A 14,312-nucleotide genomic window follows, 5' to 3' on the forward strand; every position below is an offset into this window, starting at 1 on the left:
TGCGGCGATCGCTTGAGTGAAGAGCAGGTTCGAGGTTGCAATGCCTGTCACGCGCTGGCCTTCAGGCCGTGAGTCGTACCTCGTGTGCGTCGCTCGCACCCACCGCCAGCATCGTTGCCAGTCGCTCACCAGATGGCTCACCAACGCTTGCACCGACCGGCTGACCTGCGCTTTCGGTGTCGCGGAGCATGGTTCGGTACACGCGGTCTGAGATGCGTCGTTTGAGGCAGCGCAGTGCTTCGCGGCCGGTCTTTCCTTCAGCTCGTTTGCGGCGGTAGTAGGCGCGGCCTTCGGTGTCGGAGGCGATCTGTGTGAGCGCGATCGTGTACAGCGCGCGGTTGAGCTGACGGTTGCCGCCGGGGTTGTAGCGGTGCCTGACGGTGCGGCCCGAGGAGGCTGGGATGGGTGCGGTGCCGTTCGCGGCGGCGAAGGTGTTGGTGGTGGGGTAGCGGCGTGCGTCGACGATCTCGGCCAGGAACCGGGCCGCGACCAGCGGGCCGACGCCGTGGATGTCGGTGAGGGTGCTGCCGGCGTCGACGACCAGGGCAGCGATCTGACGCTTGAGCTTGGCTGCTTCAGCGTCGATGACCATGATCCGCTCGAGTCGGCGTCTGGTCAGGTCGGCACGGACGCTGTGATCGTCGGCGATCAGTTGCAGGACCTGACGGACCCGGGCGCGGGTGGTGAGGCTGCGGACCTGGTGTTGGTAGCCGGGGGAGAGGCCGGTCAGCTCGGCGTGGGCGCGGTTGGCGAGCGCGGTGCGTTCGAGCAACAGGTCGCCGCGGTAGTCCAGCAGCGCACGCAGGTCTGCGGCCGGTCCCACGACGAGGCGTACCGGCGCCAGCTTGGACTCCCCGGCCGCGTCGCGGGCGGTGATGCGGGCGATCGCCAGCGCGTCGACCGGGTCAGTCTTGCCCTGCCCGACCTGGGCGCGGCGTTCGCGTGAGGTCATCAGCGTGGGGACCTCGACTACGGACCATGATGCGTGGGGGAGCAGCGCGAGGTGGACTGCGACTGCTCGACCGAAGCTGCCGGAGCCTTCGATCCCTACGCGCACGACCCCCAGGCGCTGGAACAGCGCGGCCAGGTCGGCGAACCCGTCGTCGGTGTTGCCTACCTCGCGACTGGCGACTTGCCGTCCTTGTTCGTCCACGACGGCGACTGCCAGCGTGTCCTTGTGCGTGTCGATGCCTGCAAACAAGCCACTCACCTCACTGAGACCCGGTTCTGCAATTGACCGCTGGACCAGCGACGCGCATGCACTCACCGGGACCTTCAAACACCTGGGTGCGAGCTGTAGAGCTTGCGGTTGCTGGGTGTTTGTCCCATGCCTCTATCGAGCGACGACGCCGGCCGCTGACCGCCACCGGGAGGCAGCCATTGGATCAAAGCCACACCACAGACCGCGTGGTGAGCAGCATGGGGTTGAGCCATCCCGGAGGCGGAGCGGGCCCGTCACATTTCGTGCGGACGAAACCATGGTCCGTGAATGCATGGGGTGCGAGGGACTTGGTGAGGCTCAGAGTCTGGTGAGTTGGGCGACTTGGCGTGGTTCAAATTCGGTGGATCGGAGGTGTCCGAGCTCGGTCGGTCGAGGTTGCTTCTTGCTTGTGAAGGGTCGCGGTGGATTTCCGTGATGTGACGATCAAGAGGTGGTTTCCCAGTGGGGAAGGCGGCACAGGCACAGGCGGGTCGGGACCGGGCTCGGGATGCCCGGCTGAAGGCGGCGCGGGAGCGCCGGCTGAAGCTGGACCCGGACCAGCTGGCCCGGGAGCAGCGGATCGACGAGGCGGCGGTAGACGTCGAGGTCGCCTGGGAGGAACGCGCCCAGGCCGAGCAAGCGGTGGCGGACGCCGAGGTCGCGGCCTCGGCCGCGATCGAGCGGATTCTCGCCGAGCGGCTCGCGGTCAAGGACGTCGTGCATCTGACCGGGCTCGACCAGGCGACGGTGCGTCGGCTGCGTCAGCTCGAGACCGACGGCGACGACGACGACGACGACGAGACAGGAGACACCAGCCGGAGTCGGCACCACTGCTGAGGCCGAGGTGGCGTGATGGCGAGCCGGTCGACCGTCGTGACGAGTCGTCGATGTCAGCACGAACTGCTGAGGTCGTGGACGGTCTGGCCGCTGACCGCGGTCCTGATCGACCCGGCCGAGGTCGCCCAGGTCCGTGAGGCGGGTTGGTCGGGCACCCATCACCGCGACCCGGAGACGGGGGCGCGGATCGCGGGTACGGCCGACGGCCTCGGGTTCGGCGTCGACGACTCCTGGCACAACCCGGTTGAGGTAATCCCGTGGTCAGAGCTCGAGGCGATCGCGGGGCGGTCGCATACCTCGTCGTCCAGGACACCCTGTGGGCCAACCAGTCGGGCGGCGCATTCCTTATGTACTTCGGCCTGGCGTTGATGCTTCTCGTGCTCTTCATGCCGGAAGGGGTCGCCGGCACCCTCGAGCGGGGTGAGCGCACGGAGCTCGGCCGCCGGATCATCGCGGTGCGGCGGCGCTGGTTCGGTCTCCCTGATCACCGCGCGTACGACGAACCTGCAACCGATGACCGCCACGTGGAGGCCCCTCGATGAGCGCCGTGCCGGTAGCCGAGGCCTCGAGCGAGAGACTGCTCGACGCGACAGGCGTAATAGAGAGCTTCGGCGGCGTGCACGCCGTTCGCAACGTCGACCTCCACGTAGACCGTGGGGAGATCGTGGGCTTGATCGGACCGAACGGTTCCGGAAAGTCCACCATGCTCGGATGTCTGTCGCGCGACGTCGACGTCGATGAGGGATCGATCAGTTTCGAGGGTCGGGTGATCGATCGCCTGGGGCCCTCGCGCGTCGCACGGAGCGGCATCGGTCGTACGTTCCAGAACGTCCGCGTCTTCAGCGAGCTCACCGTGCGGCAGAACGCGCAGCTCTCCAGGAACTGGTCGGAGGTCGGGCCACTTAGGATGCTGGGCAGGACGGACCAACACTGCTTGTGAGCCAACCCCGGCTAGTCATGCTGGACGAGGCAGCCTCCGGCGTGAACCCGACCCTCGTGGAGAAGTTGAAGTCCTACGTGCTTCGCCTCCGAGAGGAAGAGAACGTGGCCTTCCTCGTCGTTGAGCACAACGTCGAGTTCATCTTCAGCCTTGCGGACAGGATCATCGTCATGGAGAGCGGCCAGATCCTGGCCCAGGGAGACCCGTCCGACATCCGCACGAATCGGGAGGTCATCGATGCCTACCTTGGAGCCTGAGAAGATGACGCTGGACGCCGATGCCCCCACAAGTCCGGCGACTGAGCCGCTGCTGTCGTTGCGGGGGGAGTGGGAGGCTACGGCGATTTCGACATCCTCCACGGCATCGACCTCGAGGTCCGCGAGGGCGAGATCGTCTGCATCGTCGGTCCGAACGGATCCGGAAAGAGCACGGTCTTCAAGGCGACGTACTGACTGATCCAGACGAGGAAGGGCTCGGTGCGCTTCCGGGGCGACGACATCACGGGCGCGCGTCCTGACACCTTGCTGCGCCGCGGCATCGCCATGGTTCCCCAGCGGTCGACGGTGTTTCCTGAGATGTCTGTCTACGACAACCTCGAGCTCGGCATGTTCGTCGAGCGGGACCGCAAGCGCATCGCAAGGCGGATCGACGAGATCTTCGACCTGTTTCCCCGGCTTGCCGAACGGCGCTCGCAACACGCAGGATCCCTGTCGAGGGGCGAGCGACGTGCTTTCGAGATCGGACGCTCGCTCATGCTCAATCCAACCCTCGTCCTCATGGACGAGCCGTCCGTCGGGCTGTCGCCCAAGATCGTGGCGGAGGTCTTCGAGCAGATCCAGGAGCTCCGAGCGAACGCCGGTATCACATTCTTGATGGTCGAGCAGAATGCCCGGTCTGCCCTGTCGATCGCGGACCGCGGCTATGTCATCGAGCGCGGACTCGCGACCTACAAGGGCTCGGGCCAGGAGTTGCTCGCGGACGAAGACGTTCGCCGAGCCTCTCTGGGTGGCTGACATAGGCGGGCTCATCGGTCGCGGGAGCATCCGGCCCGTAGAGTACGAGCAGCGCCAGAGGAGGGTCCATGAGTGAAGCCGCAGCCGCCGCGACATCCGAGCGGGAGGCTCTGTGCTTGCGTAAGGTGAGGCCTGCCTACGAGCAGGTCGCTGAGCAGCTCCGCGAGCAGATCATCGACGGCACCCTACGCGCGGGCGACCGACTTCCCTCCGAGGCCAACCTCCTGCGCAGCTTCGGCGTTTCGCGCAGTACTTTGCGAGAGGCACTGCGCGTGCTGGCCGCTCGGGACCTCGTCCAAACGGTACGCGGCGTCAACGGGGGAACCTTCGTCTCGGAGGTCCATGCCTCCAAGGTCAGCTCCTATCTCGAGACCAGCCTCGGCCTCATGTCCGGCAACGATCGGATATCTGTCCAAGAGATTCTCGAGGCACGCGAGACGGTGGAAGTACCAGCAGCAAGGCTCGCGGCCCAGCGTGCCGATGCCGATCAGGTCACCGCCCTCTTGGCAGCTGGGAAACGTCAGACCGCGCGTAACTTCGAGCGGCAGCGCTTCGAGAAGCACGCCACCTTTCACACCATCGTGGTGGAGGCTTCCGGCAATCGCCTCCTGGCGATGATGAACGAGCCGAACTTCCGAGTGCTGGGCTCGCGTTTTCGGCGCTCGGACATGCCGGAGAGCTGGTGGAGGGACGTCGACTCCGATCACTTGGTGATCGGTGAGCACATCGCGGCTCGCCGCGCCGATGAAGCCGCAGAGGCGATGAAGTCCCACCTCGATCGGCTCAGGGTCCTGTACTTGCCGATGGAGGGACGGGGCTAGACCCGTCTGGCTTGCTCACGCTCCTGCAAGGACGATCGAGGCGAGTGCACCTATCGGCGCCAGCGCCCGGCGCACCCGCGGTCACGCTGGCTGCCCGACATGGCGTTCGCAGCCTCGTACGTGTGGCCGCGGTCGGCATTGCCGCTCAGGTGATCGACCGCAGGCGGGACGCGCCCGCGAAACCCCCGACGTGAACACATGCCATCAATAATCTGATGTTTGCCGACCGGATTCACAGCGCGGGAAAAGGGCCTATATGAGACCATGAAATTCTTGACTCGTATACATCAGATATTTAGAGTGGCGGCGAAACGGGCGCAGGATTCGTCGATCGAGGCAGGGAGCAGTCAATGGGCGTGGAAGCAGGATGGCAGGGACGATTCTTCGAAGACTTCGACATCGGCGCCGTTTATCGCCACCCTCTCGGCCGCACGGTCACCGAGGCGGACAACACCTGGTTCACCTTGCTCACCATGAACACCAACCAGATGCACTTCAACCGGCAGTACGCCGAGCGCTCGGAGTTCTCCCAGCCCCTCGTGGTGTCCACCTTGACCGTCGCCATCGCCGTGGGCCAGAGCGTCACGGACCTCACTCAGAACGCTGTCGCGAATCTCGGGTGGGATGAAATCCGCATGACCCACCCGGTGTTCGCGGGAGACACTCTCTGGAGCGAGTCCGCAGTTCTTGAAAAGCGCGAGAGCAACAGCCGTCCGCACGCCGGCATCGTCACGGTGAAGACCCGGACGCTCAATCAGGACGCCAAGGAAGTCTGCTCGTTCCTGCGCACGTTCCTCGTGCACCGTCGCGGGTCCGAGCAGCTGCAGGGGCTGTTCCCCGAAGCGGACCACCCGATCGCTGACGCCTCCGGCGCCGACGCCCGAGACCGAGCCCGACGGAGATGACGATGAAGCCACTCGAGGACGTCCGCATCATTGCCATCGAGCAGTACGGCGCTGGCCCATGGGGCAGTGTGCACCTTGCCGACCTCGGAGCTGAGGTCATCAAGATCGAGGATCCGTCCTCTGGCGGCGATGTCGGTCGCTATGTGCCGCCCTACGGCGAGGACGAGGACTCTCTGTTCTTCGAGGCCTTCAACCGGAACAAGAGAAGTCTCTCGCTGGACTTGTCCAACCCGCGGGGGCGCGAGGTCTTTGAGAAACTGGTCAAGAAGGCAGACGTCGTGTACTCCAACCTCCGAGGCGACGTGCCCGCGAAGATCAAGATCACCTACGACGACTTGAAGCACCTCAACCCGGCGATCGTCTGCTGCTCGCTCACCGGCTTCGGCATGACGGGGCCTCGGCAGAGCCAGCCCGGGTACGACTATGTCCTGCAGGGATTAGGCGGGTGGATGGACATCACTGGCGAGCCGGGTGGGCCGCCGACCAAGAGCGGGCTGTCCCTGGTCGACTACTCCGGCGGGTTTGTCGCCGCGATCGCGCTGCTGGCGGGCCTTCATGCCGCGCGACGCGACGGCGTCGGCATGGACTGCGACGTATCGCTCTACGACACGGCGATCTCCCTGCTGAACTATCCAGCAGCGTGGCACCTCAACGCAGGATTCCAGCCCGCCCGGACCCGCCACTCGGCGCACCCCTCCTTAGTGCCGTTCCAAGCGTTCCCCGCGAGCGACGGCTGGATGGTGGTGGGCTGCGCCAAGGAAAAGTTCTGGGTGCGGCTGACGGAAGAGCTCGGCCACCCTGAGTGGGCCAAGGACCCCCGTTTCGACAGTTTCGCGACGCGGCAGCGTCACAAGGACGAGCTCATCCCGCTCCTGGAGAAGGAGTTCGTCACCCGGTCGGTGGCCGACTGGATCGAGGCACTCTCGGCGGCGTCGATCCCCTGCGCCCCGATCAACTCGGTGGGCGAGGCGCTCGCAGACGAGCACACCACGGCACGTGGGCTGGTGATCGAGACCGAGCACCCACGCTTCGGCAAGGTCCGACAGGTCGCCTCGCCGGTTCGCGTAGGGAAAGCGACACAGGAGTACCGCCGGGCACCCTTCCGCAACGAGGACTTCGGCTATGTGCTCAGCGAGCTGATCGGCATGGACGCTGCCCAGGTGACAGAGCTGGAGGCGGCCGGAGCGTTCGGCCTTCCTTCGTCCGCTATGGAGGCCACGCGCGAGGGCGCCTCCGCTTCGGGTCCGCTGGAGATTGAGAGCGCCGCCACCTGAGCCGCTCCGACTGCGCTCGTCGCGGAGACACCCAGCACGTTCGACCGGCTGTATCAGCCATCACACGAGGAGAGACATGGACTTCAACTTCACCGAGGAGCAGCAAGACTTCAGAGCGCTGTTGCGCAGCTTCGTCGACAAGGAAATCATCCCGGTCGCCCGCGAGTGGGAGCAGTCCGGCCGTCACCCGACGGAGATCATCGACGGGCTCGCGCAAATGGGTCTCTTCGGGATCACCGTGCCCGAGGAGTACGGCGGCCTCGAGTTGGATCCTGTGTCCTTCGCCATCGTCTTCGAAGAGCTGTCCCGAGGGTGGATGGGTATCGCCGGTGTGCTCGGCAGTCACTCGCTGTCGTGCCGGATGATTGCCATGCACGGAACCGAGGAACAGAAGAAGAAGTTCCTACCCGAGCTGGCCAGCGGCGTTCGCCGCACGGGTCTGGGACTGACGGAGCCGGGCGCGGGCACGGACATGCAGGGCATTAGGACCACTGCCCGTTTGGAGGGAAACGAGTACGTCATCAACGGAACAAAGATGTGGATCACCAGCGCCCGCCACGCCAACCCGTTGCCCGTGATCGTCAAGACGGACCCCAGCGCGACACCTGCGCACCGTGGCATGAGTGTGCTCCTCGTCGAGCAAGGAACACCGGGGTTCGAGGTGCTCAAGGACATCGAGAAGCTCGGATACAAGGGAGTCGAGTCATGCGAGGTGCTTCTCGACAACGTCCGAGTGCCGGTCGACAACCTCGTCGGTGGGGTCGAAGGTCGTGGCATGCAGCAGACGCTCTCCGCGCTCGAGTGGGGTCGGGTCAACATCGCAGCTCGATCGGTCGGTGTAGGACAGCGTGCGTACGACGAGGCACTGGCCTACGCCAAGATGCGAGAGGCGTTCGGTCACCCGATCGCCGACTTCCAGGCCATCCAGCTCCAGCTCGCGAGCATGGCCACCAACCTGCAGGCGGCTCGCCTCATGACGTACTGGGCTGCCACCCAGGTGAGGGACCATCGTGCCGATGGAGAGACCGGCATGGCGAAGATCTTCGCTTCGGACATGGCGCTCCAGGGCGTCATCGACTCAATGAAGGTTCACGGCGGGTACGGCTTCTCCAAGGAGTACGAGATCGAGCGCCTCTACCGTGATGCCCCGCTGATGAGCATCGGCGAAGGCACCAACGACGTCCTGCGTACGGTCGTGGCGAAGTCCTTGCTGTCGGGGCGGACGACCGTCGGATGAATCCGGGCGCTCGGCGGCCGCGGTCCTACCCCTACGTCCCGGCGACAGCCGAGGAGAAGCTGCCGAAGGCGTGGGTGGATGCTGCCGACGCCGTCGTCCTCGACCTCGAGGACGCTGTCCCCGTCGCGGACAAGGAGCGTGCCCGTCGCATCGCACGCGAGTGGTCAAAACCCTCGGGTCGCGGGCGGGTTCGAGCAAGGAGCTGTGGGTCCGGCTCAACCCCGGACGCGAAGGGGCCCTACCCCCGGATCTTGAATCGCCCTGCAGACAGCCCATCCGGTCCGCCAGGACAACCTTGGGCACCCCACCGAGTTCCTCGAAGCACTCGGCGAGCATCCCCAGTGTGGTGGCGGCCTTCTCGTCGCCGGCGAACCGGACGAACCGGAACCGCGACCACGCCAGCACCGCACAGAACACGTGGACGCCGTTCAAGACACCCCAGTCGATGATCAGCGTCTCGCCGGGCGCCCAGACCCCGGGCCGACGACCGCGGTGATTGCCCTGGCGCCACCGTGCCTTCGCGTCGGCAACCAGACGCCGGAAGTTCCGTGCCGATCCGACATAGCCAGCAGCGCGTGCCTCGGGCAGCAGCCGCTTGGCTGAGATCCGACCAGAAGTGGCCTTGACTCGCTTGGCGACCACGTCGACAACGTCGTCGTAGTTCCTGGCCCGCGGCGGCTTCTCGACCCGGGCACTGCCGGCTTCGTGCTGCTCGATGATTCTCTTCACGGTCTTGTGAGTGGTCCCGCAGATCGCGGCAGCACCCCGATAAGTGCCCACGTCTCGGTAGGCGGAAATGACGTCCATACGCTCTCTCGCGTTCTTCAATGGAGACCCCTGCGTGGTGATGTGGCTGGTTGGTACCGCCACCGTCACCACGCAGGGCCTCACGGCTCGCTACGACACGACGAACGAAGAGTGGGGACTTCTACCTGGCCAAAACCGGGGACTAAGACTTGGCCACCAGTGGGGACTTTCTCATGGCCACGGACACGCTGCGCTGGACATCGCCACCGGCCAGGTCACCGGTGCGCTCAAGGCCCGGCACCGCCACCAGGGATTCCTGGCCTTCCCCAAGCAGATCGAACGGACCTACCGACACCACCTCGACGCCGACGGCAACCCGGTCGAGCTGCACCTGGTGATGGACAACTACGCCGCCCACACACACAAACGCCCGGGCGTGGCTGGCGGAGAACCCGAGGGTTCGTCGTGCACTTCACCCCGACTCACGCGTCGTGGATGAACCTCGTGGAGGTCTTCTTCAGCGTTGTCGAACGCCAGGCCATCCGCCGCAGAGTTTTCAAGTCCGTTAAGGACCTGAACTCCAAGATCCGCGCCTTCCTCGACGGATGGAACGACCGCTCCTACCCCTTCGTTTGGACCAAGACCAGCGCCGACATCCTCAAGAAGGCCAACCGTCCAACAACTTCAAATCCGCGGCACTAGTAGCCTGTCGCACCTATTGGTTGGGGTATAGGTGGCGGAGTTTGATCCGCGCGTCGTCGGTGGTGAACTGCCAGTCGACCTGACGTTCCTCGGCGTTCGTCGCCGCCTGCCAGGCGGCGAGTTCAGTGTTGAGGACGTCGAGGTCGCTGATGCGTCGGTCCAGGCATTGGCGGGTCAACGCGGAGAGCTCGATCTCGGCGATGTTGAGCCACGACCCGTGTTTGGGGTGTGATGGATCTCCAGGCGCTGGGCCAACGCGAAGGCCTCCTCGGGCTCGAAGGCCTCATATAGCGAGGCGATCCCGTGCGTGTTGAGGTTGTCCATCACCAACACCACCTTCTCGACGTCGGGGTAGTCCGCGGTGAGCAACTGCTTGACCTGGCCCGGCCCAATCGATGCGGGTACGTCGTTCGAGGGCCTCGACTCGACGCCACCCGGCCAAGGGCTCGACCCAACGAAGATCGAGCACGCCCCGTGCCGCACGTACTCGCTGTCCTCACGCAGGTCACGCCCCGGCACGGCGGGGACCGGATCGCGGGCGTGGTCCAGGAGTTGGTAGGGCTTCTCATCCATACACACCACCGGCCGCATCGGGTCACAGATCCGGGCGTAGACCGACAACACGTCTTCCATCCGGGCCGCGAACTCCGCATTCGCCCGTGGTGGGATCGTCCAGCACTTCTTCAGATGAGGACGAAGTTTCGTTTTTTTAAGACCCGTCCGATGGTCGAGTGGTCCAGATCGGGGATGTCGTCGACGAGCACGACGTGCTTCTCCAGCAGTCGCAGCGACCACCGCGAGTAGCCCTCCGGTGGAGCCGAGCAGGCCAGCTTGATGAGGCGGGCCTCGACCTCGCCGGTGACCGGCGAGGGCACCGGAGGACGTGCTGGCTTCTTCCGCCCAATCGTCGCGCGCGCGTCGCCACCGCTATCGGCGAAACGCTTGGCGACCAGACGCAGCGTTTCACGCGAGACCTCCAGACGAGCCGCGATGACCTCCTCGGGATCGACTACTCCAACCGAGGCGTCCAACGCGAGCAGCACCCGCGCCCGCCTGACCATCGAGACCGGATGAACTCCGGTCGTGGTGAGGCGAACCAACTCTTCACGATCAGCAACGGTCAACGTGACCGGCCGCTTCTTCTGCGAGGGCATGGCAACGTCCTATCCGGCAGATAGGGGAAGGATCTGCCAGCACCAACCTCTCAACGAAACACGCCAGAACTCAGCAGCGACACGCTACTAGATGGCCTCATGACTGACGGCGAGCGTCCGAAGAACCGCGAGGTTCGGTGAGCTGGGTAGCCGATGCCGTCATCATCCCTGCAAGTCCTCCGCGAACTTCGCGCTGTCTTCGCGCGTCGCCAGCTGCATCACCGACTCGTGGATTCGCTCCGCATGACTCCGGCTCGCCGTGAGCGCCATGTTGTCGTAGAACTTGGCCTCGATATCGGCAGCCGCCAGCGGGCGCTCCTCCGAGCCCCGGTTAGCGTCCTCCCGGTGCCGCAGCTCGCTACCGTCCCTCGTCCGGATCACCACCTCACCGTGAAAATACTTCGGGAAGGTACTGTTCGGGTCCACCTGGTAGGTGACCTTCCGGGCGAGCTGGAGGGTGTCAACGTCGTGGAGAGCTGGCGGTTCCAGTTCGGCAAGCGTGAATCGACCTCGCGTCAACACTGTCGCGACGATGTAGGGCAGGCTGAACTTGGCGTCGTAGTCTGAGCGCGGCGCCAGCTTGGCCTCGGCTGGCTCACAGACGACTGGCACGATGGTGGACGGCACGAGGCACGTCACAGACTCGATGTCGCCGGGCTGGAGCTGGTGTTGGGCGAGGAGCTCCAAGGCAGCGTCGGCGAAGGCATGGGTGAAGTGACATACCGGGTAGGGCTTGATCCCCACCTTGAGCATCTCCCACGTGTCCCCGAGGCCAGCGACCGCCTTGTCGAGATCGATCGGGTGTCCGGTCGGAGTGTGCAAGGCATACAACCCGTACCGGCCCTCGTAGATCTCGGGCGGTGTCTCGAAGCCATGGCGGGCGAACTCCGCCGCCGTGATGCCGCAGGTGGCGGCCCACCCCGGATGCATCCGCTTCGTCGACGCCCCGGTGGCCAGGAACTCCATCACTCCGCTCGCGGTGCTGCCGACCAGCCCTTGGGCCCTCGCGATGCCGTCCGCATTGAGTCCGCCCAGCCGGGAGGCGGCGACGGCGGAGCCGAAGGCACCCACCAGGCCGGTGGGGTGAAAGCCCTGCTCGTGGAACCCGCTGTTCGCGGCAGCGCCCACCCGCGCAGCGACCTCGACGCCCAGCAGGTAACCGAGGAGCAGGTCGCTTCCGGGAAGATGGCGATGGCTGGCCACGGCCAGCGCTGTAGGGAACGCGCTCGCCGACGCGTGCACGACGCCGGGGAGGTGAGTGTCGTCGAAGTCGAGTCCGTGCACCAGAATGCCGTTGATCAGTGCAGCGTCCCGTCGGCGGAGGCGCTGGCTGTGCGCCAGGACGACGGAGTCGCCCGGGCCGAACTCAGAGACGGTCGCCAGGGCCCGCTTCGCGAATTCGAAGTTGCGCGATGCGTAGGCAAGGCCGACGCAGTCGAGCACGTGCAGCAGTGCACGGTCGACGACCCGGGTGGGGACGTCTTCCAGGTTGATCTCCGCAGCCCAGCGCCCTAGTTGCATGGCGATGGTGTCAGTGGACGCGGGCGACACTTCGACCGCCGCCCCCTCCTGCGTCGTCGAGATCCCGGTGGCGGACGTCGTCGAGGTCATGGTGACTCCTTCAGTTGGCGATGTCGAGCAGGGGCGGGTGTCGGCTGGAATTCGCTGGGTGCGGTGTCACGGTCGGGCGCGCTGCTGGGTGCGTCTTGGATGCGTCGGCCAAGCGGGGGGTCTCGGCGATGGGTCGGCCGCTGAATCTCGACCGGCTGTGGGGCCGCCGTGTCGCGAGTCCATGCCGGCGGGGATGCGGAGACGAGTGATCCAGAAGGACTGATGGATGTCGTGATCCTGCAGCAGGCGCGTTGCGGGTTGATCTGCAGCGCCCACGCGGTAGAACTTCGGGTCGCCACCTTACGAGCAAACTACGCGGATGCCGTCGCAAGGACGCGGGATCCAGGCACCACAGTCTGCGATCCATCGCCCGCCCGAACTCGAGCAGATCGGGCCTGCCGCTGGTCAGCATACACGCCAGCGATGCCCGCGGGGATGGATTCGTAGCGCACCCCGGCGGCCCACCATCGACCTTGTGGAGTGGGTAGATACCCGCCGGGGTATCAATCTTCTCATCGTTTCCTGGTGCCAGCGCCGGCCGCAGAAGCGGCCACCGAACAGGCATGGCACCTGTCGCAGTGCCGGGCCGGCCCGGCACTGCGATTGGGCGCGCAGCCCTTGACAGCGCCCAAAGGGACGTACATAGTTCCGCCAAAGAGACGAACATTTGGAGCCAAGCACGTGAACCCAAGCAAGAGCCGTCCGATCCTCACCGACGAACATGAAGCCTTCCGGTCCTCCTTCAAGACCTTCCTGGATCGTACGATCGCTCCGCGCTACCAGGAGTTCGAGCGCGAGGGAGTCGTTTCCCGCGACGTCTGGGCCGAGGCTGGACGCATGGGCTTTCTGGCACCGGAAGTGCCGGCCGAGTATGGGGGACCAGGCGCCGACGACTTCAGGTTCAACGCCGTGTTGGGTGAGGAGATCAACGCCCGCATCATGCGAGGCTTCGGCCTTTCGGTCCACAGTGACATTGCAGTGCCGTACTTCCTCCGGTTGGGGACGGAGGAGCAAAAGCAACGTTGGCTGCCTGGAATGGTCACAGGCGAGCTCATCGCTGCCATCGCAATGACCGAGCCCGGCGCGGGCAGCGACCTTTCCGGCATCAGTACCCACGCACGGATCGAGGGTTCCGGGCGGGAGAAGACGTACGTCGTGAATGGGCAGAAGACTTTCATCACCAATGGTCAGAACGCGGACATCGTGATCACCGCGGTACGCACTGGTCCCCACCCCTACCGGGGGCTCTCCCTCTTGGTGATCGAGCGGGGTATGAGTGGGTTCACCCTGGGCCGCAACCTAGAGAAGCTGGGTATCCACGCCCAGGACACCAGCGAGTTGTTCTTCGACAACGTTCGGGTGCCAGTTTCGAACTTGCTAGGGGAACAAGACCATGGGTTTGGTCACCTTGTCGACAACCTTCCTCGAGAGAGGCTGTCGATTGCCGTGGGAGCCGTGGCGGCAGCCGAATGTGCCCTCGACCTGACCATCCGTTACGTCAAGGGCCGCCCAGCTTTCGGGAAGTCCATCGCCGATCTTCAGAACACCCAGTTTGTGCTTGCGGACATGGCCACGGATATCCGCATGGCCCGCGTTTTCATCGATGACTGCCTGATGCGGCACGTAGAGGATGAACTGGACGCAACCGAGGCGGCTATGGCAAAGCTTGCTGCCACCGAACTGCAGGTGCGTGTTGTCGATCGATGCCTACAACTGCACGGCGGCTCCGGCTACATGCTTGAAACGGACATCGCTCGGATGTGGCGTGACAGCCGACCCCAGACGATCTACGGAGGCACGAGCGAGGTCATGAAACACATCATCGGCAAGATGCTCATTAAGTGACCGGCGCCTGCGATCTCCACGGAGT

General features: G+C 65.1%; 16 protein-coding genes and 3 pseudogenes. 13 read left to right on the forward strand and 6 right to left on the reverse strand.

Annotated elements, in window-relative coordinates; translation table 11 throughout:
• Positions 1-61: 61 nt before the first annotated feature.
• Entirely contained in the window at positions 62-1,267 is a 1,206-nt protein-coding gene (locus CF8_RS19175; protein WP_332248895.1) for an IS110 family transposase, read from the reverse strand.
• Between the two features lie 396 nt (positions 1,268-1,663).
• Between CF8_RS19175 and CF8_RS19180 the strand changes: the two genes are divergently transcribed.
• The 10 genes and pseudogenes from CF8_RS19180 to CF8_RS23715 form a co-directional block, all read left to right on the forward strand.
• Positions 1,664-2,038: a hypothetical protein gene (locus CF8_RS19180; protein WP_010834753.1), complete on the forward strand. Its 375-nt coding sequence runs from the start codon at positions 1,664-1,666 to the stop codon at positions 2,036-2,038.
• Between the two features lie 347 nt (positions 2,039-2,385).
• Positions 2,386-2,580: a hypothetical protein gene (locus CF8_RS19185; RefSeq protein WP_084622950.1), complete on the forward strand. Its 195-nt coding sequence runs from the start codon at positions 2,386-2,388 to the stop codon at positions 2,578-2,580.
• The gene (locus tag CF8_RS19190; protein ID WP_010834755.1) at positions 2,577-2,978 is read left to right on the forward strand and encodes an ATP-binding cassette domain-containing protein; all 402 of its coding nucleotides are present in this window, start codon (positions 2,577-2,579) and stop codon (positions 2,976-2,978) included. Before CF8_RS19185 ends, CF8_RS19190 begins: the two co-directional genes overlap by 4 nt.
• Before the next feature lie 17 nt (positions 2,979-2,995).
• A complete protein-coding gene (locus CF8_RS19195; RefSeq protein ID WP_010834756.1) occupies positions 2,996-3,235 on the forward strand; it encodes an ABC transporter-like protein in 240 nt (79 codons plus the stop codon).
• A gap of 69 nt (positions 3,236-3,304) precedes the next feature.
• A pseudogene (locus CF8_RS19200) lies at positions 3,305-3,991 on the forward strand (ABC transporter ATP-binding protein).
• Between the two features lie 68 nt (positions 3,992-4,059).
• Positions 4,060-4,812, forward strand: a complete 753-nt coding sequence (locus tag CF8_RS19205; RefSeq protein WP_036491524.1) for a FadR/GntR family transcriptional regulator — start codon at positions 4,060-4,062, stop codon at positions 4,810-4,812.
• A 350-nt stretch (positions 4,813-5,162) separates the two neighbouring features.
• On the forward strand, positions 5,163-5,717 hold the full coding sequence (locus CF8_RS19210) for a MaoC family dehydratase (RefSeq protein ID WP_010834759.1): 555 nt from the start codon (positions 5,163-5,165) through the stop codon (positions 5,715-5,717).
• Between the two features lie 2 nt (positions 5,718-5,719).
• On the forward strand, positions 5,720-6,991 hold the full coding sequence (locus tag CF8_RS19215) for a CaiB/BaiF CoA transferase family protein (protein WP_051204275.1): 1,272 nt from the start codon (positions 5,720-5,722) through the stop codon (positions 6,989-6,991).
• A 76-nt stretch (positions 6,992-7,067) separates the two neighbouring features.
• Positions 7,068-8,228, forward strand: coding sequence for an acyl-CoA dehydrogenase family protein (locus tag CF8_RS19220; RefSeq protein WP_010834761.1), 1,161 nt, complete (start codon positions 7,068-7,070; stop codon positions 8,226-8,228).
• Positions 8,225-8,377 (forward strand): annotated as a pseudogene (locus tag CF8_RS23715) (aldolase/citrate lyase family protein); the annotation flags it as partial. The gene CF8_RS19220 and the pseudogene CF8_RS23715, both read left to right, overlap by 4 nt.
• A 109-nt stretch (positions 8,378-8,486) precedes the next feature.
• Here the strand turns inward: CF8_RS23715 and CF8_RS23360 are convergent.
• Positions 8,487-9,056 (reverse strand): annotated as a pseudogene (locus CF8_RS23360) (IS21 family transposase); the annotation flags it as partial.
• Positions 9,057-9,069: 13 nt separating this feature from the next.
• Between CF8_RS23360 and CF8_RS23720 the strand changes: the two are divergent.
• Both CF8_RS23720 and CF8_RS23725 read left to right on the forward strand, forming a co-directional pair.
• Entirely contained in the window at positions 9,070-9,474 is a 405-nt protein-coding gene (locus tag CF8_RS23720) for a hypothetical protein (RefSeq protein ID WP_010834762.1), read from the forward strand.
• A gap of 5 nt (positions 9,475-9,479) precedes the next feature.
• On the forward strand, positions 9,480-9,677 hold the full coding sequence (locus tag CF8_RS23725) for a hypothetical protein (RefSeq protein ID WP_442937087.1): 198 nt from the start codon (positions 9,480-9,482) through the stop codon (positions 9,675-9,677).
• Positions 9,678-9,690: 13 nt separating this feature from the next.
• On the opposite strand, the gene CF8_RS22140 is transcribed toward CF8_RS23725, so the two are convergent.
• The 4 genes from CF8_RS22140 to CF8_RS19245 all read right to left on the reverse strand — a co-directional run bounded on the left by CF8_RS22140 (position 9,691) and on the right by CF8_RS19245 (position 12,442).
• Positions 9,691-9,855, reverse strand: a complete 165-nt coding sequence (locus tag CF8_RS22140) for a hypothetical protein (protein ID WP_156887277.1) — start codon at positions 9,853-9,855, stop codon at positions 9,691-9,693.
• Positions 9,852-10,310, reverse strand: a complete 459-nt coding sequence (locus CF8_RS22145; RefSeq protein ID WP_010834763.1) for a transposase — start codon at positions 10,308-10,310, stop codon at positions 9,852-9,854. Before CF8_RS22145 ends, CF8_RS22140 begins: the two co-directional genes overlap by 4 nt.
• Before the next feature lie 50 nt (positions 10,311-10,360).
• Positions 10,361-10,831: a helix-turn-helix domain-containing protein gene (locus CF8_RS22150; RefSeq protein WP_010834764.1), complete on the reverse strand. Its 471-nt coding sequence runs from the start codon at positions 10,829-10,831 to the stop codon at positions 10,361-10,363.
• Between the two features lie 162 nt (positions 10,832-10,993).
• Positions 10,994-12,442, reverse strand: coding sequence for an MmgE/PrpD family protein (locus tag CF8_RS19245; protein WP_010834765.1), 1,449 nt, complete (start codon positions 12,440-12,442; stop codon positions 10,994-10,996).
• Between the two features lie 681 nt (positions 12,443-13,123).
• Between CF8_RS19245 and CF8_RS19250 the strand changes: the two genes are divergently transcribed.
• The gene (locus CF8_RS19250) at positions 13,124-14,287 is read left to right on the forward strand and encodes an acyl-CoA dehydrogenase family protein (RefSeq protein ID WP_010834766.1); all 1,164 of its coding nucleotides are present in this window, start codon (positions 13,124-13,126) and stop codon (positions 14,285-14,287) included.
• Positions 14,288-14,312 lie beyond the last annotated feature (25 nt).

The sequence above is a fragment of the Nocardioides sp. CF8 genome (assembly GCF_000389985.1).
Taxonomy (GTDB): Bacteria; Actinomycetota; Actinomycetes; order Propionibacteriales; family Nocardioidaceae; genus Nocardioides; species Nocardioides allogilvus.